27 protein-coding genes are annotated in these 23309 nt (G+C 59.5%); 3 read left to right on the forward strand and 24 right to left on the reverse strand.

The features are described 5' to 3' along the window. Nucleotides 1-9: 9 nt before the first annotated feature. The 5 genes from QA639_RS29845 to QA639_RS29865 all read right to left on the reverse strand — a co-directional run bounded on the left by QA639_RS29845 (nt 10) and on the right by QA639_RS29865 (nt 6018). Nucleotides 10-894, reverse strand: a complete 885-nt coding sequence (locus QA639_RS29845; RefSeq protein ID WP_038377831.1) for a branched-chain amino acid ABC transporter permease — start codon at nt 892-894, stop codon at nt 10-12. Between the two features lie 53 nt (nt 895-947). Beyond that, nucleotides 948-2201, reverse strand: coding sequence for an ABC transporter substrate-binding protein (locus QA639_RS29850; protein WP_157345198.1), 1254 nt, complete (start codon nt 2199-2201; stop codon nt 948-950). Between the two features lie 66 nt (nt 2202-2267). Continuing rightward, complete coding sequence (locus QA639_RS29855; protein ID WP_283087890.1) at nt 2268-4658, reverse strand: xanthine dehydrogenase family protein molybdopterin-binding subunit; 2391 nt, start codon at nt 4656-4658, stop codon at nt 2268-2270. Beyond that, nucleotides 4655-5140, reverse strand: a complete 486-nt coding sequence (locus QA639_RS29860; protein WP_028336868.1) for a (2Fe-2S)-binding protein — start codon at nt 5138-5140, stop codon at nt 4655-4657. Before QA639_RS29860 ends, QA639_RS29855 begins: the two co-directional genes overlap by 4 nt. Further along, on the reverse strand, nt 5137-6018 hold the full coding sequence (locus QA639_RS29865) for an FAD binding domain-containing protein (RefSeq protein ID WP_283087891.1): 882 nt from the start codon (nt 6016-6018) through the stop codon (nt 5137-5139). The genes QA639_RS29860 and QA639_RS29865 overlap by 4 nt, the downstream gene beginning before the upstream one ends. Before the next feature lie 169 nt (nt 6019-6187). Between QA639_RS29865 and QA639_RS29870 the strand changes: the two genes are divergently transcribed. Then, nucleotides 6188-7285, forward strand: coding sequence for an LLM class flavin-dependent oxidoreductase (locus tag QA639_RS29870; RefSeq protein ID WP_050383854.1), 1098 nt, complete (start codon nt 6188-6190; stop codon nt 7283-7285). 12 nt (nt 7286-7297) lie between these two features. Next, entirely contained in the window at nt 7298-8173 is an 876-nt protein-coding gene (locus QA639_RS29875; RefSeq protein WP_283087892.1) for a polysaccharide deacetylase family protein, read from the forward strand. Between the two features lie 5 nt (nt 8174-8178). Here the strand turns inward: QA639_RS29875 and QA639_RS29880 are convergent, their stop codons facing one another. The 8 genes from QA639_RS29880 to QA639_RS29915 all read right to left on the reverse strand — a co-directional run bounded on the left by QA639_RS29880 (nt 8179) and on the right by QA639_RS29915 (nt 13269). Further along, entirely contained in the window at nt 8179-8865 is a 687-nt protein-coding gene (locus QA639_RS29880; RefSeq protein ID WP_028336872.1) for a TetR/AcrR family transcriptional regulator, read from the reverse strand. After that, on the reverse strand, nt 8862-9416 hold the full coding sequence (locus QA639_RS29885) for a flavin reductase family protein (RefSeq protein WP_050383856.1): 555 nt from the start codon (nt 9414-9416) through the stop codon (nt 8862-8864). Before QA639_RS29885 ends, QA639_RS29880 begins: the two co-directional genes overlap by 4 nt. 10 nt (nt 9417-9426) lie before the next feature. After that, nucleotides 9427-10602: an acyl-CoA dehydrogenase family protein gene (locus QA639_RS29890; RefSeq protein WP_152977491.1), complete on the reverse strand. Its 1176-nt coding sequence runs from the start codon at nt 10600-10602 to the stop codon at nt 9427-9429. Between the two features lie 407 nt (nt 10603-11009). Continuing rightward, nucleotides 11010-11438, reverse strand: coding sequence for a GNAT family N-acetyltransferase (locus QA639_RS29895; protein ID WP_283087893.1), 429 nt, complete (start codon nt 11436-11438; stop codon nt 11010-11012). Nucleotides 11439-11520: 82 nt separating this feature from the next. After that, nucleotides 11521-11814, reverse strand: a complete 294-nt coding sequence (locus QA639_RS29900) for a hypothetical protein (RefSeq protein ID WP_283087894.1) — start codon at nt 11812-11814, stop codon at nt 11521-11523. A 4-nt stretch (nt 11815-11818) separates the two neighbouring features. Next, nucleotides 11819-12202, reverse strand: a complete 384-nt coding sequence (locus QA639_RS29905) for a hypothetical protein (RefSeq protein ID WP_283087895.1) — start codon at nt 12200-12202, stop codon at nt 11819-11821. Between the two features lie 3 nt (nt 12203-12205). Next, nucleotides 12206-12562 carry a hypothetical protein gene (locus tag QA639_RS29910; RefSeq protein WP_283087896.1) on the reverse strand — a complete coding sequence of 119 codons (357 nt, stop codon included), beginning with the start codon at nt 12560-12562 and terminating at the stop codon, nt 12206-12208. 2 nt (nt 12563-12564) lie between these two features. Continuing rightward, nucleotides 12565-13269 carry a hypothetical protein gene (locus tag QA639_RS29915; RefSeq protein WP_283087897.1) on the reverse strand — a complete coding sequence of 235 codons (705 nt, stop codon included), beginning with the start codon at nt 13267-13269 and terminating at the stop codon, nt 12565-12567. Nucleotides 13270-13481: 212 nt separating this feature from the next. Between QA639_RS29915 and QA639_RS29920 the strand changes: the two genes are divergently transcribed. After that, nucleotides 13482-14027: an acyltransferase gene (locus QA639_RS29920; protein ID WP_082190517.1), complete on the forward strand. Its 546-nt coding sequence runs from the start codon at nt 13482-13484 to the stop codon at nt 14025-14027. Here the strand turns inward: QA639_RS29920 and QA639_RS29925 are convergent. The 11 genes from QA639_RS29925 to QA639_RS29975 all read right to left on the reverse strand — a co-directional run bounded on the left by QA639_RS29925 (nt 14006) and on the right by QA639_RS29975 (nt 22740). Further along, nucleotides 14006-14983 (reverse strand): phage tail protein, encoded by a 978-nt coding sequence (locus QA639_RS29925; protein WP_283087898.1) that lies wholly within the window; start codon nt 14981-14983, stop codon nt 14006-14008. The two genes, QA639_RS29920 and QA639_RS29925, sit on opposite strands and share 22 nt — an antisense overlap. A gap of 62 nt (nt 14984-15045) precedes the next feature. Next, nucleotides 15046-15246 carry a hypothetical protein gene (locus tag QA639_RS29930; protein WP_283070018.1) on the reverse strand — a complete coding sequence of 67 codons (201 nt, stop codon included), beginning with the start codon at nt 15244-15246 and terminating at the stop codon, nt 15046-15048. Further along, entirely contained in the window at nt 15218-15709 is a 492-nt protein-coding gene (locus QA639_RS29935; RefSeq protein WP_283087899.1) for a hypothetical protein, read from the reverse strand. Before QA639_RS29935 ends, QA639_RS29930 begins: the two co-directional genes overlap by 29 nt. 8 nt (nt 15710-15717) lie before the next feature. Beyond that, on the reverse strand, nt 15718-15981 hold the full coding sequence (locus QA639_RS29940; RefSeq protein ID WP_283087900.1) for a hypothetical protein: 264 nt from the start codon (nt 15979-15981) through the stop codon (nt 15718-15720). A 15-nt stretch (nt 15982-15996) separates the two neighbouring features. Next, nucleotides 15997-16635, reverse strand: a complete 639-nt coding sequence (locus QA639_RS29945) for a hypothetical protein (protein ID WP_283087901.1) — start codon at nt 16633-16635, stop codon at nt 15997-15999. A 119-nt stretch (nt 16636-16754) separates the two neighbouring features. After that, a complete protein-coding gene (locus QA639_RS29950; RefSeq protein WP_283087902.1) occupies nt 16755-17195 on the reverse strand; it encodes a hypothetical protein in 441 nt (146 codons plus the stop codon). Between the two features lie 82 nt (nt 17196-17277). Then, a complete protein-coding gene (locus QA639_RS29955) occupies nt 17278-18477 on the reverse strand; it encodes a hypothetical protein (RefSeq protein ID WP_283087903.1) in 1200 nt (399 codons plus the stop codon). A gap of 560 nt (nt 18478-19037) precedes the next feature. Continuing rightward, nucleotides 19038-20108: a tail fiber domain-containing protein gene (locus QA639_RS29960; RefSeq protein WP_283087904.1), complete on the reverse strand. Its 1071-nt coding sequence runs from the start codon at nt 20106-20108 to the stop codon at nt 19038-19040. A 618-nt stretch (nt 20109-20726) separates the two neighbouring features. Next, a complete protein-coding gene (locus QA639_RS29965; protein ID WP_283087905.1) occupies nt 20727-21326 on the reverse strand; it encodes a hypothetical protein in 600 nt (199 codons plus the stop codon). A 316-nt stretch (nt 21327-21642) separates the two neighbouring features. Next, nucleotides 21643-22074, reverse strand: a complete 432-nt coding sequence (locus QA639_RS29970; protein ID WP_283087906.1) for a hypothetical protein — start codon at nt 22072-22074, stop codon at nt 21643-21645. Nucleotides 22075-22275: 201 nt separating this feature from the next. Further along, nucleotides 22276-22740, reverse strand: a complete 465-nt coding sequence (locus tag QA639_RS29975; RefSeq protein WP_283087907.1) for a hypothetical protein — start codon at nt 22738-22740, stop codon at nt 22276-22278. Nucleotides 22741-23309: the final 569 nt, after the last annotated feature.

Consider the following 23309-nt stretch of genomic DNA (forward strand, 5'->3'; position numbering starts at 1 on the left):
CCTTGGCTCTCAGCTCATCAATCCGGCGCGGCCGAAGAAGCCTTGGGGACGAACGATCAGGACGATCGCCATCAGGGCAAAGATCGAAACCTTGGCCATCTCGGGCGCAAACAGCGACGTCATGCTGACCACCACACCAACGAGGAGGCCCGCCAGTACGGCGCCACCGATCGAGCCCATGCCTCCTACGACCGTAACCACGAAAGCCTCGGCGAGAATCGTGCCGCCCATCTCGGGAATGACGCCTTGAAGCGGGGCAGCCAACAGCCCGGCAAAGCCAGCAATCGCGGTGCCTATCCCGAACACGATCAACCAGACCCTGGAAACGTCGACCCCAAGGACGCGGACGATTTGCGGATCGCGCGCGCCGGCGCGGATAATGAGTCCGAAGCTGGTCTTCTCCAGAAACAGCCAGAGCGCCAACAAGACGACGGCCGTCGCGCCGATCACGAACAGGCGGTAGAGTGGAAAATATCCGACACCGATGTTGACGGCCCCCTGCAGAAGCTCGGGCGTGTCGAAGGGATAACCGGTCTTGCCGAAGGCAATGCGCACGCACTCGACCATGACATAACTCAACCCGAAGGTCAGCAGCAGCGGATAATCGATGCCGCGGCCGTAAAGCGGCCGGATCAGCACGCGCTCGACGGCAAGGCCGAACAGCCCGATCAGAAGCGGCACCGCCAGCAAGCAGAGCCAGAAATTGCCGCCGATCGAAATGAGGTACAGCCCGACATAGGCGCCGACCATGTAGAACGCGCCATGGGCGAAGTTGACGACGGTCAACATCCCGAAGATCAGCGAGAGGCCGATCGCAAACAGCACGTAGATGGCGCCGAGCGCCAGCCCGGCGAATAGTTGCAGTGCAATCAGGTCAAAGCTCAGGCCCGCCATTTGTCCCCCTCAGCACGACGCGCACCGCCCCGCGGTGCGAGTCGGCGCATGGCTCAGCTCTTGTGACCAAGCGCGTCGCAGGTACGCAGGTTCTTCTCGTTAGGCTCTTCGGTCGATAGAACCTCGAACACATCCGACTCGTTCTTCATGTCCTTGGACTTCGACTTGATCACGAGCACCGATTGCACCGACTGGTGATCGCATTTGCGATAGTATTGCGGCCCCTTGTAGTAGTCGTACTTCAGAGCCTCCAATGCCGCGACGACCTTGTCGGTCTCCACGCTGCCCGCGCCCTTGACCGCCTCGAGCACCGTCCGAACACCGCCATAGCCGAGCGCACCGTAGTCGGTAGGCAACTTGCCGTCATACATCTTGCGGAACGCGTCGTTGAACGCCTTGGTCGAGGCGAACTTGTCCTCGATGCCCCAGAAGAAAGAGCAGCCGCCGACAACGCCTTCGAATGCCTGGGGGCCCGCCGCAACGCGACTGGCATGCGACAGCAGCGGCGCGATGATCTGGATCGATTTCTTGATGCCGAAGTCAGTTGCCTGTTTCAGTGCGATTTGCTGGTCCCGGCCGAAATTGCTGATGCATAGAATATCGGGCTTCAGCGCCTGGAGACGCGGCAGCAGGGTCGAGAAATCAGTCGTCCCAAGCGGATGACGGATGTCACCAAGATTCTCGATGTTGAACTCCTTGCCGACCTCGAGAAAGCCGCGAACCATCTCGTGACCGTAAGCATAGTCCGCCGTGAGAAACGCCACCTTCTTGCCGAATTTGGTGAAGGCGTAGCGACCGACCGCCCCTGACGTCATGTGCGGGTTCAGCGCTTCGTGGAACGTGTATTTGCTGAAATCTGCCGCCTCGTTGATGGCGTCGGACTGGCTGATCGAATTGAAGATGACCCCGCGTTCCTTGGTGACGTTGTTGATCGCGAGCTGAACCGCCGCGGACAGACTGCCGACAACGAAATTCACCTTCTCCTTCTCGACCAATTCCAGGGTCCGCGTCGCCGCCTCACCGGGATTCAGCTTGTCGTCACGCACGACGAGCTCGGCCTTGCGGCCGTTGAGACCGCCGGCATCATTGAACTGGGCGACAGCAAGCTGACCCGCCCGCACCTGGTCCTGGGCCTCGGCGCCGTATGGACCGGTCAAAGGAACCGGGAAGCCGATCTTGATGGGCGCTTCCTGGGCCTGAAGCAGATTGATGCGAAAAGGCGAGACGGCGAGAACGGCGCCGGCGCTTGCCGTCGTCAGCAGACGACGCCGTGATATCGATCCAGCTTTGGTCACCTTCTTCGTCATGACTATTCCTCCCCAAGAACTGTCTGCGTTTTGCTTATCGTATTATCGTTGCCCGGACGTCTCCACTCAGATCCGTCCCAGGGCGGACAGGATAACCTGAGGCGTGAGCGGAATCTCGGTAATTGTTGCGTCAAGCGGCCGGAGCGCGTCATTGACCGCGTTGGCAACCGCAGCTGCCGCGCCGGCTGTCCCCGCCTCCCCAGCCCCTTTGGCTCCCAGCTCCGATTCCTGCGTCGGAGACACCACGTGGCCGACCTCGATATCGGGCATCTCGCCGGACATCGGGACCAGATAGTCCGCCATATTGGCATTGGTCAGCTGACCGCGTTCGTCGTAGATGCACTTCTCGAACAGCGCCGCGCCGAGCCCCTGCACGACCCCGCCCCGGATCTGCTCGTCGACCAGTTGCGGGTTGATGATGGTGCCGCAGTCTTCGACAACCCAATGCTTCAGCAGCTTAACGAACCCGGTCTCGGTATCGACCTCGAGCCATGAGGCCTGAACGCCGTTGGTGAATGCAAAGGGATATTGGCGCGGAACGAAATGCCGGGTCGCCATCAATTCGGGCTGGATACCGGGCGGCAGGGTGTCCGGTCGAAAATAGACGATCCGCGCAAGCTCGTTCAGTTCGATGCGCGGCGCGCCGTCGGCGGCGTTGACGATACCGTTGTCGACGATATCGAGCTCGGCCGGCGTCGATTGCAGGATGGCCGCGGCGACGTTCAGGATATTCTGGCGCAGGGCCTTGGCCGCCTGCAATGCAGCTTCGCCGCCGATGCCGGCGCCGCGCGAGGCCCAGGTGCCACCGCCATAGGGCGTGTGGTCGGTGTCGCCCAGGATGACGCGAACGCGTTCCATCGAAACGCCAAGCACGCTGCCGACGATCTGGGCCGTCAGCGATTCCGACCCTTGCCCCTGTTCCGTGATGCTGGTCTGGCAGATCACCGACCCTTGCGCGTCGAGCCGGACCGCAACGCCATCCTGCGATGAAATTTTCGCGCCGCCCACGCCATAAAAGGCAGCGCTAGGATTGGTCACCTCGATGAAGCTCGCGATTCCGATGCCTCGATGGACGTTTCTGGCGCGCAAGGCCGCTTGCTCAGCGCGCAACGCGTCGTAATCCATCATCTGAAGCAGCTTGGTCAACGAGGCGTGATGCGACAGCTGCTCGAACTTCATGCCCGAGGGTGATGCACACGGATAGGCGTCGTCGGCGATCAGATTGCGCCGCCGGATTTCGACGGGGTCCATGCCGATCTTCGCTGCCGCCAGATCGACCAGGCCTTCGGTGACCGAACAGGCGATCGGGTGTCCAACCGCCCGGTACTGGCACATCACGTTCTTGTTCTGGAAAACGACGCGCGCCCGCGCCCGATAGTTCGCCGTGGCATAGGGCCCACCGACCAGATTGACCACCTGATTTGCCTCGATGGCGCTGGTGCGCGGATACATCGAATACGGGCCGATCCCCGTCAGGTCGTCGATCTCGAAGGCTGTGATGGTGCCGTCCGGCCTGACGCCGATCCGCCCCCTGCATCGATGATCGCGGGCGTGGATGTCCGTGTTGAAACTCTCGACGCGGTCCGCCACGAACTTGACCGGCCGCCGCAGCAGCTTGGACAGCGCGTAGGTCGCCATTTCGTCGGCGTAGATATGGACCTTGATGCCGAACGAGCCGCCGACATCCTTGCAGACCACCCGGACCTGCGCTTCCCTCAACCGAAGATGCAGCGCCGCGATGTTCTGCACCATATGGGGCGCCTGCGTGCCCTGATAGATCGTGAGCCGTGCCTCGGCCGCATTCCAATCGGCAACGACGGCCCGCGGTTCAAGTGTAACGCCGGTGTGGCGCCCGAATACGAAGTCGGCCTCGACGAGTTCGGACCCCGCCAATGCATGATCGACGTCGCCGGCGTCGAGCGTCCGCTCAAAGGCAAGATTGTCGCCGAGCGCAGCATGAATGACGGGAGCTGCCGGATCGAGCGCAGCACGCATGTCCGTGACCGCCTCAAGCTCCTCGTAGTCGACCGAAATATGCTCCATGGCATCTTCGGCTGCAGCACGGCTGGTCGCCACAATCGCTGCAACGGCCTCGCCCTGCCAGCACACGCGGTCGACCGCGATCGCGTGTTGTGGCGCAGACTTCAGTCCCTTCAGGTGCGAGAGCACCCCGACCCACGGCGTGATGACCGCTTCAAGTTCACGACCCGTGACGATGGAAACGACACCGGGCATGCGCCTTGCCGCGTCGGCGTCGATCGCTGCGATTTTGGCGTGGGCATGTGGCGACCGTAGAAAAACCACATGCGCCATCCGCGGCAATTCGAGATCACTGACATATTGGCCCCGCCCCTGCAGCAACCTGTCGAGGTTCGGCCGCGGTACGGTCTTGCCGATGTAGGAATTCGGGCGATCAAGCACCGAAAGCGCGTCTGCTGGCGCCCGCGTCACCATCATGCGCCCCGCTCCGCGCGCGTCATGGCTGTCGCCTCAACCGCATCCACGATGGCCTGATAGCCTGTGCAGCGGCAATAGTTGCCGGAAAGATGCTCACGGATTGCTCGACGATCAGGCACCGACACGTGCTTCAGCAGGTCCTGCGCCGTGATCAGCATCCCAGGCGTGCAATAGCCACACTGCAATGCATTGCGCTCGCGAAATGCCGCCTGAAGATCGGCTATTTCACCGCTGTCAGACAGCCCCTCGATTGTCTCAACTGACGCGCCCTGCGCCTGGACCGTCAGCACCAGACAGGAGCGAACGATCTCGCCATCGATCCGGACCGTGCAGGCGCCGCAAACGCCGTGCTCGCACCCAATGTGGGTTCCGGTCAGCTTGAGATTTTCCCGGAGGAAATCAGCAAGATTGAGCCGCGGCAAGACGAAGGCGTCGATGGGTTCGCCGTTGACCAGAAGCGAGACCGGTACCGGAGCGTTCACTTACCGACTCCCGTTTCCAGTTCTGGCCGTGCGAGCAATGCCGCCACGCAGCGCCGGAGCAAGACCGTCGCGAGGTGTCGACGCATGGCCGCAGTCGCCTGCTGGTCCTCCTGTGGATCGAGTTCATCGGCCAATGTGGCCGCCGCCTCTGCGAGCAAGGCGGGCGTTACCGTGGCATCGATCAGTTTGCCGGCGGCCGCCGCGAGCAATGGCCGGTCGCCAACAGCAAAGAAGCCGAGCCGAAGAGCTGAGAACCTGCCGGCTGCAACATCGGCACGGGCGGCGAGACCAACGACAGCGTAGTCGCCATGCCGCCGGGCATATTCCTGAAAGAAAAATGTCGAGGCTTGGCCTGCGACCGGCACCTCGACCGCGACAAGCAACTCGTCCGGCAACAGCGCCGTTTCGTAAATTCCCCTGAAAAACTCCGTCGCAGTAATCCGGCGCTCGCCGGCCGAGCCCCGAACAACGATCGTGGCGTCAAGCGCCACAACACAGGCCGGCAGCTCCGACGCAGGATCGGCGTGAGCGAGGCTACCGCCGATCGTTCCGCGATTGCGAATTGCGGGATGGGCAACGTGGGCAACGGCATCGCGCAACAGCCGCGCGTGCAGTGCAACCTCCGGCGATCTGAGCAGATCGACGTGCCGGGTCAGCGCGCCAATGACCAGCAGGTCTCCCCTCACGGTGATGCCGCGCAACTCGGCGAGGCCGCCGATATCGACCAGAATGTCCGGAGACAGGAGCCGCAGGTTCATCGCCGGCATCAGGCTCTGACCACCCGACAGAACCTTCGCCTTGTCGCCGTGCATGGCGAGCAACTCCAGCGCGTTCACGACGCTGGTCGCGCGGGCGTAGGCGAAAGCCGCAGCTTTCATGTGGGCGTGGCCTCCCGGGCCCAATTTTGGTTTGCCCGATTAGAGGGCCGCCCTCTTCAAAGGTCAAGCTTGTTTATCGAGTGATTATTTGTGCGGCGGGGCTTGTCTTCGCCTCGGGAAGGCCGCAGGTTCCTTGCCAACTAAAGTTCAAATCGCGGGGAGGCGGATCATGAAGCTCGGTTTTTTTACGATGCCGATCCATCCTCTCGACAAGGATTGGCGGCAATCGCTCCGGGAGGATCGCGAGGCCTTTCTGCTCGCGGACGAGCTCGGCTTCACCGAGGCGTATGTCGGCGAGCACGTCACCGACAAGGCCGAGAACATCACCTCCAGCATCGCCTTCATTGCCTGGCTCGCAGCCGCAACCAAGCACATCAAGCTTGGAACCGGCACCATCAACATGCCAAACACGCATCCGGCAGCCATCGCAGCGTCTGTCGCCATGCTTGATCACATGCTTGATGGCCGTTTCATCCTTGGAATCAGCCCGGGTGGATTGCTGTCCGACGCGGAGGTTTTTGGCAATCTCGATGCCGACCGCAATGCCATGTTCCTCGAAGCCATCAATCAGGTTCTTGATATCTGGGCTGGCAAACCGCCCTATGATTTGCAGGGCAAATATTGGAATGTCTCGGTCAAACGGACCCTGATCGAGGACATTGGCCAGGGAATCGTCGCTCGCCCTTTGCAGGCTCCTCACCCGCCAATCGTGGTAACCGCGGTGGCGCCATTCTCAAAAGGCGTCACGGAGGCGGCGGCGCGCGGCTGGGATCCGATCTCGGCAAACTTCCTGATGCCGGCCTGGGTGAAGAGCCACTGGCCGAAATATGTTGAGGGTTGTGCGCGCGTGAACCGGGCACCCGAGCCCGCCAATTGGCGCGTCGCCAAGAGCGTGTTCGTGGCAAAGGATGCAGCAACCGCGAAGGCGTATACCACGTCGCCCGACAGTCCGTACGTGTACTATTATCACCAGTTGTTCACGAAGCTGAAGCGCAGTGGCCGGCTCGAGTTGTTCAAGACACGACGGGATCAACCTGACGCTGAGGTCACACTGGAATCGATCTGCGACAAATTGATCATCTACGGCACGCCCGAAAGTGTGGCTGACCAGTTGCTGGCGTTCCAGGAAGAGATTGGCACCTTCGGAACCCTGCTTTATGCCGGCAAGGACTGGAAAGATCGGGAGCTTGGCCGTCAATCGATGATCCTGATGGCCGAGAAGGTCCTGCCGCGGATCAATGCCACCGCTGCCGGATCATCGACGTGAAGGAGGTTCGACATGGCCTTTACTGATCGCATTCCGTACCAGGCGCAGGTCGACCGACCGAAACTGACACTGCCCGACGGCAAGAAGCTCGCCGTGTGGGTTATCCTCAATGTCGAGGAATGGCGCATCGAGAATGCAATGCCACGCACCGTGCTGAGCCCACCGATGGGCCAGCCCCTGCTGCCCGACGTGCCGAACTGGTCGTGGCATGAATACGGCATGCGCACCGGCTTCTGGCGGCAGTTCAAAGCTCTGACCGATCGAAAGATACCGGTGACGCTGGCTGCGAACGCCAACGTCTGCAACAGCTATCCGCGTGTGGCGTCGGCGGCGCGCGAGGCGGGCTTCGAATTCATGGGACACGGGTTTGTTCAGGGCCCGATGCACAAGGTCGAGAACCAGGCGGATGCAATCAAGCGCGCGGTCGACACGATTGCTGGATTTAGTGGCAAGCCGCCGCGATCATGGGAAAGCCCGGGCCTGACCGAAACCGAAGACACGCTCGATCTCCTGCGCCTCAACGGGATCGAATACGTGGCCGATTGGGTGATCGACGATCTCCCCCAGGACATCGCCACGCCGCACGGCACCGTGACGACGATTCCCTATTCGGTCGAGACCAACGACATCGTCATTCACGCGCTGCAACACCTTCCGTCGGAACAGTTCCTGACGCGCTGCACTGACCAATTCGATCGGCTGTACCTTGAGGGCGCAGAGAATGCGCGGATCATGGCCATCTCGGTGCATCCCTACGTCACGGGCGTGCCGCACCGTATCAAGTACCTGGAGGCCCTGCTCGATTACGTCATCGGCCATGACGGCGTCGCCCTCATGACGGCAAGCGAGATCGGGGATTGGTATCGGGGTCAGATGGCGACAATGTAGCGCGCTCAGCCGGCGACCTTGATCGGCGCCCGTCGACGATCGGTCGCGCTCTCCGCCATTCTCTCAAATCCTGCGAGGAAGATATCCAGCGCGTCACTGATCATCTGCGCCTTGTCCTCGAGGACAGGCGCTTCGTAGATGTACTTGCGTACGCCATAATAGAAAATGCCGCCGTGAAACACCCAGGCCAGCTCGAGTTCTTCTGCGCTGGGCCTGCCCTGTGTCGCGAGGCCGGCGTCGTGGCGGCATTCCCGGAGAATGCGCGTCAGGATCTTGTCCTTGACCATGCCAACATACCAGCGATTGATATCGAGGCCCTTCAGGCCGGAGTAGAGATAGATTCGGAGCCATCTTCGGTTGAAGATCGCGTCGGTATAGATTTCGTAAAACTCCTGGAGCCGCACGCGGAGCGGACGTGACCGATCCGAGAGCACCTTCTCCCAGCCTATTTCAAGTGGTTCGAGATATACCTTGCGGTAGACCTCCTTGATGAGATCGTCCTTGCTCGGAAAATAGCGGTAAAGCAGCGGCTGCGTCACGCCGAGCTTGTGAGCAAGGGCGCGCGTGCCGCCGCCAAATCCCTCCTCCGCAAATAGCTCGGTTGCCTTGGTAACGAATTCACTGCGACGATCGACAGCTGATAGTCGCCTCTGCTTGGCACGAACACGCTTGACGGGCGTCTTTCGATTCATGATGTCTTGCCACCACCGTCAGCCAAAAACCGGCCAAAACCTCCGCGCGCGAACAACAGCGGACTGTTCCGGTTATAGGCGTAGGCTTCCACCGCGCCTAGGAAAATGACGTGATCCCCGCCATAGTAGCGGTTGGCGGCACGGCATTGGAAATTCGCGACCACATCAGCAAGCACGGGAGCATTCCCGAGACCCGGCGTCCAGCTCACACCCGCGAACTTGTCCCCCGACGATCTGGCAAACTGCATCGCCAGCGCCTGTTGCGACGCGTCTAGAACGTTGACCGTAAAATGGCTGGCATTCTGGAAGATCGGCAGTCCCTGCGAAAACATGCCCAAGCTCCACAACACCAGTGGCGGGTTGAGCGACACCGATGCAAAGGAATTGCAAGTAATTCCATAGGGCCGTCCTTCAGCCGACATCGCGGTGACTATCGTCACACCTGTTGCGAACGTACCGAGCGCATTGCGGAAATCACGGGGGTCGATCGCCGAACTATCGCTTGCGAGCTCACTGGCGGGATCCAGCGGATGTTTGGGTGAGTCGGACATCCGGCTAACCTCAAAGCGTCAGGTTTTCAGACGGCAGCCCCAGAGCCACCCGCCCGTAATTGGTGCCCGCCGCGTCGAAATTGAACGCGAGATGCGAATTCACCGCATGCGCGTCGCGGAATTGGCGCTGCAACGCTCCCGAGGTGAACAGGCTGCGTGCGCCGCCCGCCGCAAATAGAAGAGACACCGCCTCGGTGCACAAATTGACCGCGAACGCACCGTCGCGCCGAAGCTTCGTCTTCGCTGCAATGCCCGGGATATCGCCACGCCGGACCTCCGCAAGTGCCTCAACGCAGTTCGTGCGCATGATCAGCCGCGCGGCATCTATCTTCGCCGACGCCTCGGCAATCTTGATCTGTGTGCTTTGCAGGTCCCCGATCTTGGCCCGGTTATATGTCGAAGCGCGGTGTCGCGCGATCTCGACATAGTCATCAAGGCAAGCCTGCGCATTTCCCAAACCAACCCCGGACAACACATAGGGAAACAACGAAAAGACCGGAAGCATGTAGAGCGCATTTGGATTGACGATACTGCCCGGCGTCGCACCTCCCGCAAGATCGCTGACGGCAACGGTCATATGCTCGGCAACGAATGCGTCGGTGACCCGCACGTCGTTCGATCCCGTTCCGCGCAAGCCAGCCGCATTCCAAGTGTCGTCGATGCTGTAGTCTCGCCTGTTCAACAGGAATAGCCGATACTCGACACCATCGGCCTCATCATCCGAGGCGACCACGCTCGCGAGCATGTTCCATCCGCAGGATTCCACCCCGGACGAAAACGGCCAATGACCACTCAGAACATATCCGCCGCCGGCCTTCCTCGCGCGACCCGCCGGGAAGACAAAGGAAGACGCGATCAACGCATCCGGATCCTCTTCCCACACCGCGCTCTGCGCTTCGGGCGCGAACATAGCCAGCATCCAGTGGTGACTTGCAAGGTTGGCAAAATTCCAGGAGACCGAGGCATCTCCCTGCCCGAGGGCATCGGCGCAGTCGACCAGCGCAACATAGTCGAGCTCGCTGCCTCCGACGCGCTTGGGCTGCAGTATCCGGAAAAGGCCGCTGTCAAGTAGATCCCGCTCGGTCTCCGACGGCAATCTGCGCAGCTCTTCGGTCCGCGATGCCCGTTCGCGCAAAGCCGGAACTAGCGCCCTGGCTCGTGCGACCATGATCGAATAACGATCCATATCCGAGCCTGACTGTGCCTTCGTATCGAGCCCGCGGCCAACCTCAACCATGGTCTCTTCCTTCGTTCGATCTCCAAGAGATTTGCGCGTGCGATCGAGCCGTCAACTCAGTTTATCGATCGATCACCAGAGATCAAGACGCGCAAGCCTGCATTCCGCCAATTCAAGGCTCAGGATCCCACGACTGCCGCCGGGCGCCCATTTTAGGAAACGCTTCCAGCGATGCTTCGTTCGCACTGCACATGCCCATTCTAGCATCCCCACGCCCAAGATTCGATGCCGGCTACGACCGCGGCTTGCCAAAGGGGGTTACCCATGGCCAGAAACGCAAAAAAGCCCGGTGACCGAAGCCACCGGGCGCTCCACGTCATCGATTGTTCGCAACGACCCGAACCACGTCGCAGGATCTAGACGAGCTCTTTCCGCCAATACAGCGTGTGCTGCCATGCCCAGGGCGAGCCAGGTTCGAAGAGCCGATACCCCTGCCGGATAAAATTATTGGCCGAGAAGATGTTGTCGGTGGTATCAGAAACGATCGCCTTCCAGCCGGCACGGCGCGCTCGTGCTTCCAACGCGCGAGTAAGCCGCACCTGCAGGCCGTGGCCGCAGTGCGGCATCACGACGCCAACGCGGCACAGATATCCAGCATTTGTAACATGGGTTGAAGGAACGACACCCGCGAATGCGATTGGCTTCGCGCCACGGAACGCAATCCACCAATATCCTTGCTCGAAGTCCGGTACACGGGTCCCGTCGCAGAATATCAGCTGATGAAGCTCGGCGAGCGAGTCCGCCACCGCTTCGTCCTGGGCTTCGACCTCGCGTATCCGATACATTTCTGCGCCTCAATAATTCTGTTGTCCGCCAAGGCGCCCAGATCTATGTCCAAGGGCATCAATCCGCTCCGCGCTCTGCGAGTCATTTTCCGAGCGTGGCCTTGATGCCCAACCAAACGGCTCCGAGAAAACCCGTGGCAAGCACAGTGATCACCGCCTTGAATGTATAGTTTTGTGCCTGCTCGACACTTCGTCGCCAGCGCCGGAGGTGCTGAAAATCGGCGCGCAGCTCGCGTCGGTCCCCCTCTTCAAAGCCGAATGAAGTCAAAACAGTCGCAATAGTTTTGACCACCACCGCGTCGATATCGCTTCGCCGTACCCTATCTTGCTCAATCAACGTTTCCATCACGATCGCTTTGACATCAGCTTCGTGCATGCGGTCACCGTCGAATGATGCGTGCGACATTCTCGAACGTGCGCTTTCCAAAATAGAAGCCCATGATCATGCCAGCCCAGGTGCTTACGTCTCCCGCGAGCTGCGGCGTCGTCCCAAGACCGAAAACCTTGTCCCACACGACGCACTTCGCGTAAAAAGTAAGAGTGACATAGAACGCCAACTTCTCTGGCTCCCAGGGATGACCGATCTCGGCGAGCTTGAGTTGATTCTGCGCCTGCGCCTCGGCCGTCTGGGCTGCGATCTCGTTTGCAGCGAGATCGGCCGCGATCCTGCTCTCAATGTTTCCAGCCTTCAGCTTGGCCTGGTACGCATCGATCAGGCCCTTGATGACGGGACCACCAAGGAATGAAAGAATAGCCATCCACATGGATCAGTTCTTTCCTACCGACCGCAGCCGCGCGACGATCGTAATCGTCGAGATTCCGATCATGGCGTAGGCCAGATATCGAGGGTTGTTCTTCAGCGCCTCCATGATCTGGGCCTTGAGATCAGGATCGCCGAAGGCAGATGCGATCGGATCAAGCCACTGGAAGACGGTCCCAAGACCGGTCAGGAAGAGGCCCCAGATCACCGTCGCAGATCGTCCGGCCAGCGCCCAGGCCTTGCCCCAGAACGTATCGGCCTCATCGTAGAAAGATTTGAGCGCTGGAATCGCGTGCAAGACCGGCCGCAGCACAATGAAATACGCGCAAAGCAGTCCGGGCAAGGTCAGGATCAGCCAGAGCATCGTCATTTCCTTCCGAAAAGAGATTTGAAGAGGTCAACAAAAAAGGCTCTGAGGGAGCCTTTGGCGGGAGCGTGGATCGATGGAGTGCCCGGAGGCGGCTTTGGCGCTGGCGAAGGCGCCGTTCCTGCCGGGGTAATCTTCGCCCCGGTGAAGGTGATGGTCGGCTCGAGTTGCATCATCGCCGCCAACAAGCCGGCGCAGCCGAGTTGCTGATCCACGACGCTCGGGTCGAAGACCCCATCCCGAACATATTTACCCGAGACATACTGATCGGTGCCGGACCAGATGTAGGGCGACGGTTTGCCCCGAGCGGCATAGCCGAGCCCGTTATATTGCTCGAGCATGGTCAGCGTGCCACCGATCGACCAGTCCCTGCTTCGGGCAGCGAAGGGCGCACAATTGACCAGCGCGTCAAAGGCGCCGTCTTCCCAGGCCTTGAACGGCCCCCTTCCCTTCGGAACATGGACAGAGACGCTTCCGAGCGGGTCGCCCTGCCCAAGCTGGGTGTTCCAGTTCTGTGAAGCCTCCCGCTCATGGGCGACCGCGATGAAGAACCAGGGCACGCCAGTCCTGGCCGACACCGTCTGATACCGAGCTTTGGCGGTCGGCGCGACGAGCCTCTTGGCGGTACCGGAGAAATTCCGGGTCAACTTGGCTTTTGTCCAGCGGGTAGCGTTCGCCGCCGTTAGGGCAACGAGGTCAGTCATAGCATCTCCAAAAGAAAAAGCCGCCCAGAGGCGGCTTACGCTGCAATGCAACATCGTTTGCAAATATTGTCTATAGTGGGGTGTGATGATAAACGCAGCGACATGCACACTGATCGAACCACACGACACTACGCGCGAGACCCGCGTATTCTTCCGTATTGGAAGGTTGTCCTGAAATCCACGTGGCTCTTCCTCAAGGCCGATATCAGGCAATGGTTCAGGCCAACTTAGGCTTTCTGGCGAGAGCATTTCTTGGACGCCCTACTTGTACGCTCGCACCAGGGGCAAGGTTAGGCTGGAGGGCCAGGATTCTCAACGCAGGCGAAAGCAGCGCACACATTAGGATCGGCGAGAATTCATTTGTAGGCGGTGAACTGTTTGTTTTTGCTCACGGTGGTGACATCGAGATAGGAAGTAACTGCTACATTGATGTTGGCGCCCGGATATGGTCTGGCGTGTCAATTAAGATAGGGAACGACGTCACAGTCGGCCCTAACGTGAATATTTTCGATAATCACACGCACCCGCTACGCGCCGCAGAACGACACACACAAATTAGAAGCATCTTCACCATCGGGCATCCCCGGCAAGTTGAGCTTGCAGATCGCCCGGTTACAATCGGCGATGGCGTTCAAATAGGAGCAGGTGCGATCATCTTGCGCGGCGTGGAGATCGGAAAAAATGTCACCGTTACGCCCGGCAGCATTGTGAGCAAAAGCATTATGCCCTCAACGGATCAAATAATCCGCATGATGTAGTTGCAGACAATGCTTGGCTGAACGTTCGAAAATGGCGTACTCGTGCCTCCTTGAGGGTTAGCCGCCAGCGTTCCGGAGAAAGTCCCGGTTACCTGAAGTGGGCTCGCAGTGCCAGTAGTCGGACTGTACACGTTTGCCTGAGTGCCAGTGGTAGTCGAGAAGAAGTTCGCGAAGGCATTGCCAGTTATACCGCCTGATACCGAACCCGTCGGGGTGTAGGGTGGCAGGTTTGCGGTAACAAGGGTTTGGGTCTCGGAACCGCCCGTTCCGTTGGGCGACAAACTGGAGAACGTGGCACCCGAGATACGGCCGGCGCCAGCATCTGCTGCAACTGAAGTACGTCCTCGCTTGTCAGGTAGATTGAACGTGGTCGAACCGTCGCCCACTCCATAGAGCGTTCCGACCAGCGCAAACAACGTCGCATAGGTCGTGCGCGAGATCGCCTGCCCGACTGGAAAAACAAACGAGCTGTTCGGGGCGGTAGGTGCCCAGTAATCCATGCCGGCCGCAAGTGGCACGTTGTATGGATTGCCAAAGAAGCCGTGCAGATACCACACTGCATCAGAGTTATTGTAAGTCGCCGCATAGGGCGTACCCTGGATGATAACTCCGGCCTGCAATTCGACGCCGGGCGCAGTTCTCAACGGACGGTTACCGAGCCCGTCGACGTTGATGACGGTTACTCCGCCGTTTGTGACGTGCGGCGTGAAGGCAATCATCGTACCGTTCATGTTCGTGAAGCTGTCGAATTGCTGATAGCTTGACAGCGCATAAGATGCGCTGGATCCGGTCGTGACAATCGCGCCAGCGATATCGTCGCGATACTTTGCTGTGGCCGCCATCATCGCGCGCGCGGAGTCATTGACACTCGAAGGCGCCTGTCCCTCCTGCCAATTGATCGAGCTGTCAGCGGTTGCATCCGAGGCCGCAACCCGGGACCATTTGTAGAGAGTCATGGTACTTTCCCTTGATGAATTTTCGCGAGGCCAGCTCTCGTCGATGAGCGGTAGCCGCTCCGTTATTCCGCGCGACCGAGCTGGAGATATTGGGCGCACGGGCAGGCAGGAGCCCGCGCGATCAGAAGGTTGCGGATCACGCCGATGGGCACGCCGGGGCTTTCCCTGGCGACAGCCTGCGCACGTGCATCTATGATGGCTTCAATTTCGGCACGAAGTTCACTGATACGGCTTTCAATTGGTGGCGTGCGGGCTGGCTTCATCTCTGGTCCTTTCTGGCTGTGCGCAGGACGTCCGCTGCAGCGCTTCAAATCGCTTCAGCGCCGCGGCCGCTTCGTTCTGGGCGCGCCGCAACGCCTTGTCGCGACGCGCCTCATGGGCTGCAATGAATATCTGCACATCGTAAGGCAGTGACCGGAAGCGCGTCTTGCGGTCGTCCGGCCAGGATCTCGGCGGTTCAATTCCTGCAATATGCGCTATTGCCGCCGCAGCCGGGCCTCCGAGCGTGGGATCGGCGAGACCCGCCGACACATGCAGTTTCGAGATATCCTGCACCGCCGGCCACAGCCGTTCGACGCCGAGGGATGCGCAGTCGACCACGAACCGAGCAACGACGGCTGGCGCGGCAGGATACGGAACCGCGCCGTGCAACTCACACCAGCGAACAAATATTGGTGCGGCACGCAAGCGAGCTTGCGCGAGCGTTGCCAACACAGGATTGACCATCGCCCGCTTCAGCGCTTCGCCCTGCGCAACGCATGATGGAGATCGGTCATCTTGCGCCGCAGCTCCTGAAGGCGCACGTGGCGCCGAAGGCTATGCGAGCCGGAATTGATCTCTCCGGCGAGCTCCGCATCGAGCCTGTCCAAGGCGGCCACGCGCTTGCTCAATCCATAAAGGGCAAAGTTGTCGGCGATCTCGCTAACGGTAGCGGGCTGGCCACAGGCCTTTTCCGTGATGGATTCGGCGTGCTCGAGAAAATCTCGATCGTCTGTCATCTGCGAACCTCAGTCTCAAGACCGGAAGAAAATCGGGAGGCCAACCGGCAACTGTCGCATCGGTTGTCCACTAACCAATCCGCTCAAAATTAACGAACGCGGGAGGCCCTTATCCGCACTTCCACCGTTCGTCGGCATCTGCGAACCAGAACTCCCTTGCGGACGCCGCCTGAGTTCGCCATCACCGCCGGGTAACCGAAACGAAACTTTGGTCTCCCTTGGATCTCGACTTGTCGATAGTGGGCTTGGCGGAGAGAATGGACCGTGGTCAGGATCGACGTAAAGCCAGTCCTTGTCCGGAGCTTGCGGGGTCAATTCCGGAGGAAGCTCGATATGGTCGATCGGCGATTCGCGGCCGATGCGCTTCTTGATTGCGTCGGCATATTTCCCAAGATCTGAGAGCAGTCCGCCCAGAATGTCCGACGGATCATCGATCTGACCGCGCAAGGCCGCGATCGAATCGATGTAGCCATCCACAGCGTCAGCGCGGGCTTGATTATCCTTCTGCACGCCATCGGGATAATAAGCCTGATCGCCGACGATAAGATCGGCCAATTGCCCGCGAACGATGTCATAGACCCGCCGCCGATCCGCCTCGTTGATCACCGTCCTCGGATTGAGTGGCGCAAGGTATTTCCTCTCAATTTCCGCCATCCTGTTTCTCCATATTGGCCCTTACAGTGCATGCGACCCCGATGCCTCGGAAGGTCAGATCTTCGGAGCCTGCGGCCAGTTGCTTGGAAGAACAATGTCGGCGGCTCAGCCGGCGATCTCTAATCCGCCTGAGCGAATCTCAGGAACAGGGTACCGATGTGGAAATTCACAACGAATTCGTTTCCCCTGCGCTGGTGCCCCTCATAAACGGTAAGGCCGACCAGAGAACCAATGTCACGCGACACCGACGTCGTGCCGCCATAGAAGAAGCAGCAACCCGGTCGCGCGCCGTGAATCGCGATCTTGACCTTCTTGTCGCGTTCAAAGAAAGACAGCTTGATCGAGATCAGCTGAGTCTTGAACTCGATATTGCAAGTCGCTTCAGTATTGCACTTGTCGACAATGCCGGTTTCCTGGCGACCTCCGACATCAAGCGCATAAGCAACTGCGTAGTCACCTGCACGTGCGGCGGGAACGAATAGCAACCAGAAGGTAGCAATGACCAGCAAGGCTGCCCATCTCGGCAACGTCGTGCTCAAATTTGAAAATTCGCCTTGCATGGCATTCCGTCAAATCCGACAATCGGAATAGAACATACAGAGAACATTGTCAAGGTTGACGAGCCTACCGCGGTCGTGCGCTTCACCGCCTGGCGCCTCTTCGCGCATGATAAAGCGCTACCGCATCTTTGATATCGCCAGTGCTCGAAAGCTTTGCATTGAGCGCTCGAAGATCCACGTTCTCGCGCTCGCCACGCGATGCCGCGGTGCCCGGTCGCTGCACGGGCGGAAGCGGTCTGGTGGTGACGGCATCCTTCGCCTTCATCATCAGGCGATATTTTCCCGCGTCGTACATCATCCGCTGAAAGGTGGCGTTGCGCATCAGCGGCTCGGTGTTGAGCAAATACGTCAACTCGGAAGCCTCGAGTCCACTCGCCTTGGCCGATGCGATGATCTCCTGCATCACGGCGCGCTGGGTTTCGACGGGCTCTCCCTTCAACATCGTATCAAACCGCGCGTCCTCTGATTTCGCGTGAGCGTGAAAGGAGTGATACGCGGCTTCGGCCTGCCGTTGGCTCTCCTGCTGATGCTGTGCAAGAAGCTGGTCCGTTGCCGCGATCGCGCTCTGAACGCGCGCAAATTTGGCCGGCTCGTGCCGCGACATCTGCTCGAGGACGCCGGGCAAGTTCTCGAGCGGAACGCCGACGAGCTCGGGAAATTGATTGATGAAGCTCGCCTGCGCGATCTGCGTGGCGCCGGTAAGGGCATCAAGATAGCCCTGGCGGACTTTGTGCGTTTCTGCGATCTCCTCATCGATCGCCTGACGCACCTGCGGATGCTCCAGCGCTCTCGCCAGAGCAGGATCGAGCCCTTCGTTGAAGTTGGCGCCCGTTTCGGCATCTTGCGTCCTCACGTCGCCGTTGCTTCGCCCGGCTTCCGCGACACCGGTTTCAGGCAGGTCGAAGCCGTAGAACTCGGCCGCCTCCGGGTCGCTTGCGAGCACCTCCATGCGCAGTGCGTCGACCCGCTCGGCCAATCGTTCGGCGTCTTCGCCGTCGGCGATCAGTTTCTCGGCCGCGACGGCAGCCGCATAATCACGGCTGGCGCGCCGTAAGGTTACCGCTTCGTTCGCCGCAGCGGGCTTCCCCTCCGCGTCCCGATACTGCCGGACAACCACGTCCTCAGACTGTTCCGAGATCCTCTCTGCGGCCTCGCGAAGCGATGCATTGTCGCTGCCGATCGGCTCCTCTTCGTCCGCTCTGCGATCTGGCATCGGCTCGTAGCCTGCCACTGCCAAATCATGGGCAGCGCCCGTAAGATCGTTGCTGGGTTCATCGGCCATTGTTCAGACCTCTCCTCCGCAGGTAAGCGCCGGGGCTTCGACCGGGTGCACCCCCCAGTGTTGGCGCCTCTTGATTGTCGGGAAACGCAGGGGCGGTTCGACCAGTCTGCTCGACCGAACGCTGGCCGGAGTTAAATCCCGTCAAGCCGTTGGCGAGAGCCGCGAATGGGTTGCCTAGCGGGGTATGAGCCCAACTCTGAAAGCCGGCATTCAATCGATCACCGAATGTAGGGACGGCGACCGGCGCGGAAGGTTCCGCGCGGCCGAACTGCGGCATCCAGTAATCTCCAATACGCATGTTGAGCGTCTGCCCATCGTCGCGCGGCCAGCTCGACGGCGTTTGAGGCACCCCAGCTGCACTCGGTCCATCTGGCGGCGTTGTGTCGCGGTTGCTTGCCGGTAGATCCGAACTCCCGGCGCCGGGGACTGCCGGGAAAGGCGAGCCCTGGCGGACTGGTCGAAACTCAACTGCGGCTGCAGGGAGACCAGCCGACCATACAATCCTCCAGCCGGATCGAAAAGCCTCGGATCAAACCTCAAATAGTCGTCAAGCAATCCCATCAGCGCGCCTCGCCGAGCTTGCGAGAGGTTTCCGTCGCGGCGTGATAATCGACAGCCTTGTAGCCATTGATGTCCAGGACGGCATGCGGCGCGGTTCGTTCCACATCCTGCGCCATCAGGCCGATGTGGTAGGCAGGCGCTCCCTTGTAACGAAAGCCATAGACGGGCGTCCCATCGAACAGCGCGCCAACGGCGGCAATGTCTTCCTTCAGCCGCATGTCGGACGGCAAGAATTTGAACAGGCTGCCGATGCCGTTAGCAATCGCCCCGAACTGCTGCGCACCGGACATCTGCTGGGTGGTGTTCGTCGTCCCATTACTCTGCTGGCCGAGTTGCGCGATCGGCACACCGATCTGTGCGAGCAGGCTCAACGCTTGCACCGGAATGCCGCGGCGCTGCGCCTCCTCGGCCAGCGTTGCGTTGGCGCCATAGTTCTGGGCATCGAGCGCGGATTGCGCGGCCGTGACGCCCTGCCCCTGGTTGGTGAGATAGTTCTGCTGCATACCGCTCAGCGTATTCGCAGTGGTGTTGCCGGCTCCGTAGAGCGCGTTCGCCGCATTAAACCGGTTGGCGACATCCTGGTTGTACTGTGCCGCGATCACGGGCGCCTCGGCCGCAGCGACCCCGCGCCCATAAGCCATCTGGTTGGCTCCGCTGAGGTCACGGCCGGCCGCGGCGAACTGCGAATTGATGCTGTTGCCGACATCGCTCTGGATTTGTGCCAGTTGCGCTGTCAGTGCCGGATTGTTTCCGATCATGCTGCCGTTAGCATAGGGCATGAGCTGCCGCTGCAACGTGGCAAGATTATCCTGCACGTTTCCGGCCTGCGCATTCGCGCCGCCGCCGTTCAAAAGCGATTGCGCGTATCCCCCGATCTGCCCCGCGTACGGATCGCCTGATGCAGCATTGCTCTGGAGCGTGTTGAGCGCGCCGGATTCTGCTGCCGTCAGCCCTGTGTTGTTCAGGCCCGTACCTAGCTGGTTGAGAATGCCTTGCAGCATCGGTTGCGCAGCTGCCCATGGGGTGGTCTGCGATTGCTGTGTTTGGGTCGAAGAGGATTGTCCACCCATCAGGTGCTCCTGAGATCAATGATTGTGTTCAGCCTATAGGTGCGAGGCGACGTGGTGCGCAACGATGTCGACGGCGGGACCAGGCCGCGAACCGTTGCCGACCAATACCCGTGAAAGCGCGGCGCCGCGAATTCCGCTATGATGGTAGTGGCTACGTCGTTCTGTCTCGCATCACGTCGTGAAGCAAACGAAGAAGACCTCCCGCGCTTTCGGTTGCCGCCATCCGCGACGACGAAGCAACGGTGCGGTCTGGAATATCCGGCAGCGAGGGTAATCTTGGCCGCGAGGGCGCAGGCGCTGGTTGAGTTGGTAACCACGGATCCATCCACCACGGATATCCCCGTATCGCGTAGATATCTGGGACCCGGTCGCCAGTGCCGGAGCATGACTCTTTCGGGATCGCACCATCAGTTCCGAAGTTGGGCACTCGATAGGCATCGTCTTTGAACCGTGCCGTCATGAACTTCCTCAATACGTAACTTCAAACAAAGATTTGCCAGATGCGCGCGTGGAGCGATGCCGACGAGCCAAAAGAGCAGAGTGCATCGAGGACACACCGCTCTTTCTCATCGACTGGATGCCGATCTCAGAGGATCGTGCTTGTTGAGGATGAACCGACTAAGGGTCGTAGATTACCGACTGCGACAGGCCGTGTCGGGCCAGGATAGCGTCGACCTCGTCCTGACTGTGTGGATATGCCTCATAGATCAGCTTCGTCTTTAGGCTCGCGGAATATCGCGGATTCCATGTCCAAGCGAGGTCTGCTGGAGGCACTCCTGTCTCGTCAAATTTCCGCTTCAGGATTCTTCTGATCGCGGTACTTTCAGGTGGCTCCTTGAACCCAGCCGGAAAGCCCCTTGAATAGTAGAACTTACTCTTGAGATCGGCCCGTGCCTGGCCTTGGGCATCGACCGAGCCAGGAACACATGGATAAGCACCAATGTGCTGTGCGTCAGAACCCGGCTTCTCCGCAAAGCCGAAACATTCGTTACTCAGCCCTGCTTTTAAATTGGTCCACGCAACAATGGCATCTCGCGGCACAAATGCCTCTGCCGATGCAAAAAGCAGATAGTTGGCGCATGCCGCGAAGCAGTAGTCACTAACGATAACGATCGCGCGCCTGCTCTTGAGTATCTCGGCGAGCGCAATCGTTGGCGAGACTTCACCGCCGAACCCGTGGATTACGGCATATCCGCCCAGCTCCCAAGCTGCCTGCAACCAAGAGCTCGCGTTCAGAAAATATCCAGTCGTTGATACACAGGACCTTCCTGTCGGATCGGAGCGTCAGCGGACTCGCCTTCTCCTGCTGAAATATCCGTGAGCTCGTCTTGATCTCTTGGCAGAACGCTAATGCCTCGGAATAGACCTTTTTCTCCGCCTCTGGCATTTGGGCATGTGAAGCCTCCGCACTCATCAGAAGTATCCAGGCGAGTGCCGCAAACGCTACATTTGCTCCGCGGAAGCCAAACACGTTTACCTGCACTTCGTTGAGTCCAAGGATGCCGCCCAATCCAGAACAAATCATGAGCAATAGTCAATCCGCTTTCAAGACCGCAATTTCCTTGTCCAGGATGACATGCTTCTCACGATAACCATCGAGCACACGCAGCCAGCCCTTGCGACCGTAAATCCGCATGCGCACGCAGCCTTCATCTCTCGCATAGGCCTCGATCCCGTCGAGCAGCGGCAGCCAACGCTTCATGCCAGTGCCGCCGCACGCAGTGATGACGCAGACCTTGCCGATTTCGGAATTGATAAGGACTGTCGCGGCCGCGGCCTGAATTGCTTGACCGCCCCAAGCAAGCCAAAGCAAACTCCGGCCGGACAAGACGTCAGCTTCGATATCCTCGAAAGCGTCCAGTTCAGTGCGGTGACAGGCCAATCGTAAAAGAGAGGCCACGTGCGGCCAGATCTTGCGGACTTGTCCGGGATCAACACAAGCAAGCATGCTCTGTGGATATGTCAATATAGGCGTGCCCGTCTACCAGTCACGAGGAGCGGTAACCGCGGAGGCGACCTGGTTTCGTGGATTTGAGAAGTGATGCGACGACTTCGCTTCAAACACTGAGCCGGATAATACGGCCGAATTCACCTACCGTTCCTAGTCGATTGGGACAGCCTCTGCAGGCTGATGATACCGAAAAACTAAAAAGGGAGTGAAGCAACGTTATCGGCGACGCTTTTTCCGGAGAGATCGTCTCTTCGCTAGCCGCCTCTCCTCCTTCTCGACTTCGATATCAACAAGGTTACACAAATGGCGATGAAAAGTGGAACCGTAACAGAAAGGAAGATACCTCGGAAATTCGACCCAATACGGGACCACGGGCGAATACACGCCTTTGACTTTATCCAAAGTCTCCCAAATGACGTTGCTCGCTATGGTTACGACCTGCAAGCCATCCGTACTGCGCGCGATCTTGATCCGATCATCTTGCAGGCCCTTCACTTGAAACGCGCACACCCATTCCCCATGATGAATATCATCGAGACGAGGAATTCCTAAGCGAACTTCAGCCGTACGTTGCTTTCTGGTCCCGAAGCGAAACTCGTAGTTAACGAGCGTCGGCTCGCTCCACTCCGGTTCGGTCGGACCGCACTCGCCTTTAGCGGAATCAAGCTTTCCACGAGCCATTACTGCTCCTCACCTTAGGGCGATCAATTGAGCAGATAGCTGCCACATAAGGGCATTGCAAAAAAATATGTCTTCTCGGGGAGGCTCTTGAAGGCTGTAATCCACTACGTGTTAATTTCCGTTCGATTCAGGACCAAATTGATTTTCACACCACAGCTTCTTTTCCGCTTCCGATTGATACGCTTTGCTCCAGCAAGCTCGATTCTGAGACTCTCCGCCGACAGTATTGTTTTGCCGCCGGGTGAGAAATCTGCAAAAATTCTCCCAATCTTCGACACTTCCCCCGGCAGCTTCGATACACCGGGCATAGGCGCCACGGCCTCGACCTTTGTCCCCGTACATCCCACGTAGGAGAAGCGGCAACATATCTGCCGTGGAGCGCCACCATTCTGGATAAGATAGAGTCGGCGCCTGGGGTTGGATCGATGGGACCGCGTCTCCTATTTTGCGTTGCGACTGATCTCCATCGGGCACCCTAGTCAACTGCCTGTAGTTTGGGTCACGCGTCGGTGTGGCCTGCGATAGCGGCGGATCAAGAGCGGTACCTAGTCTTGTACCACGCAACTCTT

The organism is Bradyrhizobium pachyrhizi, from assembly GCF_029714545.1.
Taxonomy (GTDB): Bacteria; Pseudomonadota; Alphaproteobacteria; order Rhizobiales; family Xanthobacteraceae; genus Bradyrhizobium; species Bradyrhizobium pachyrhizi.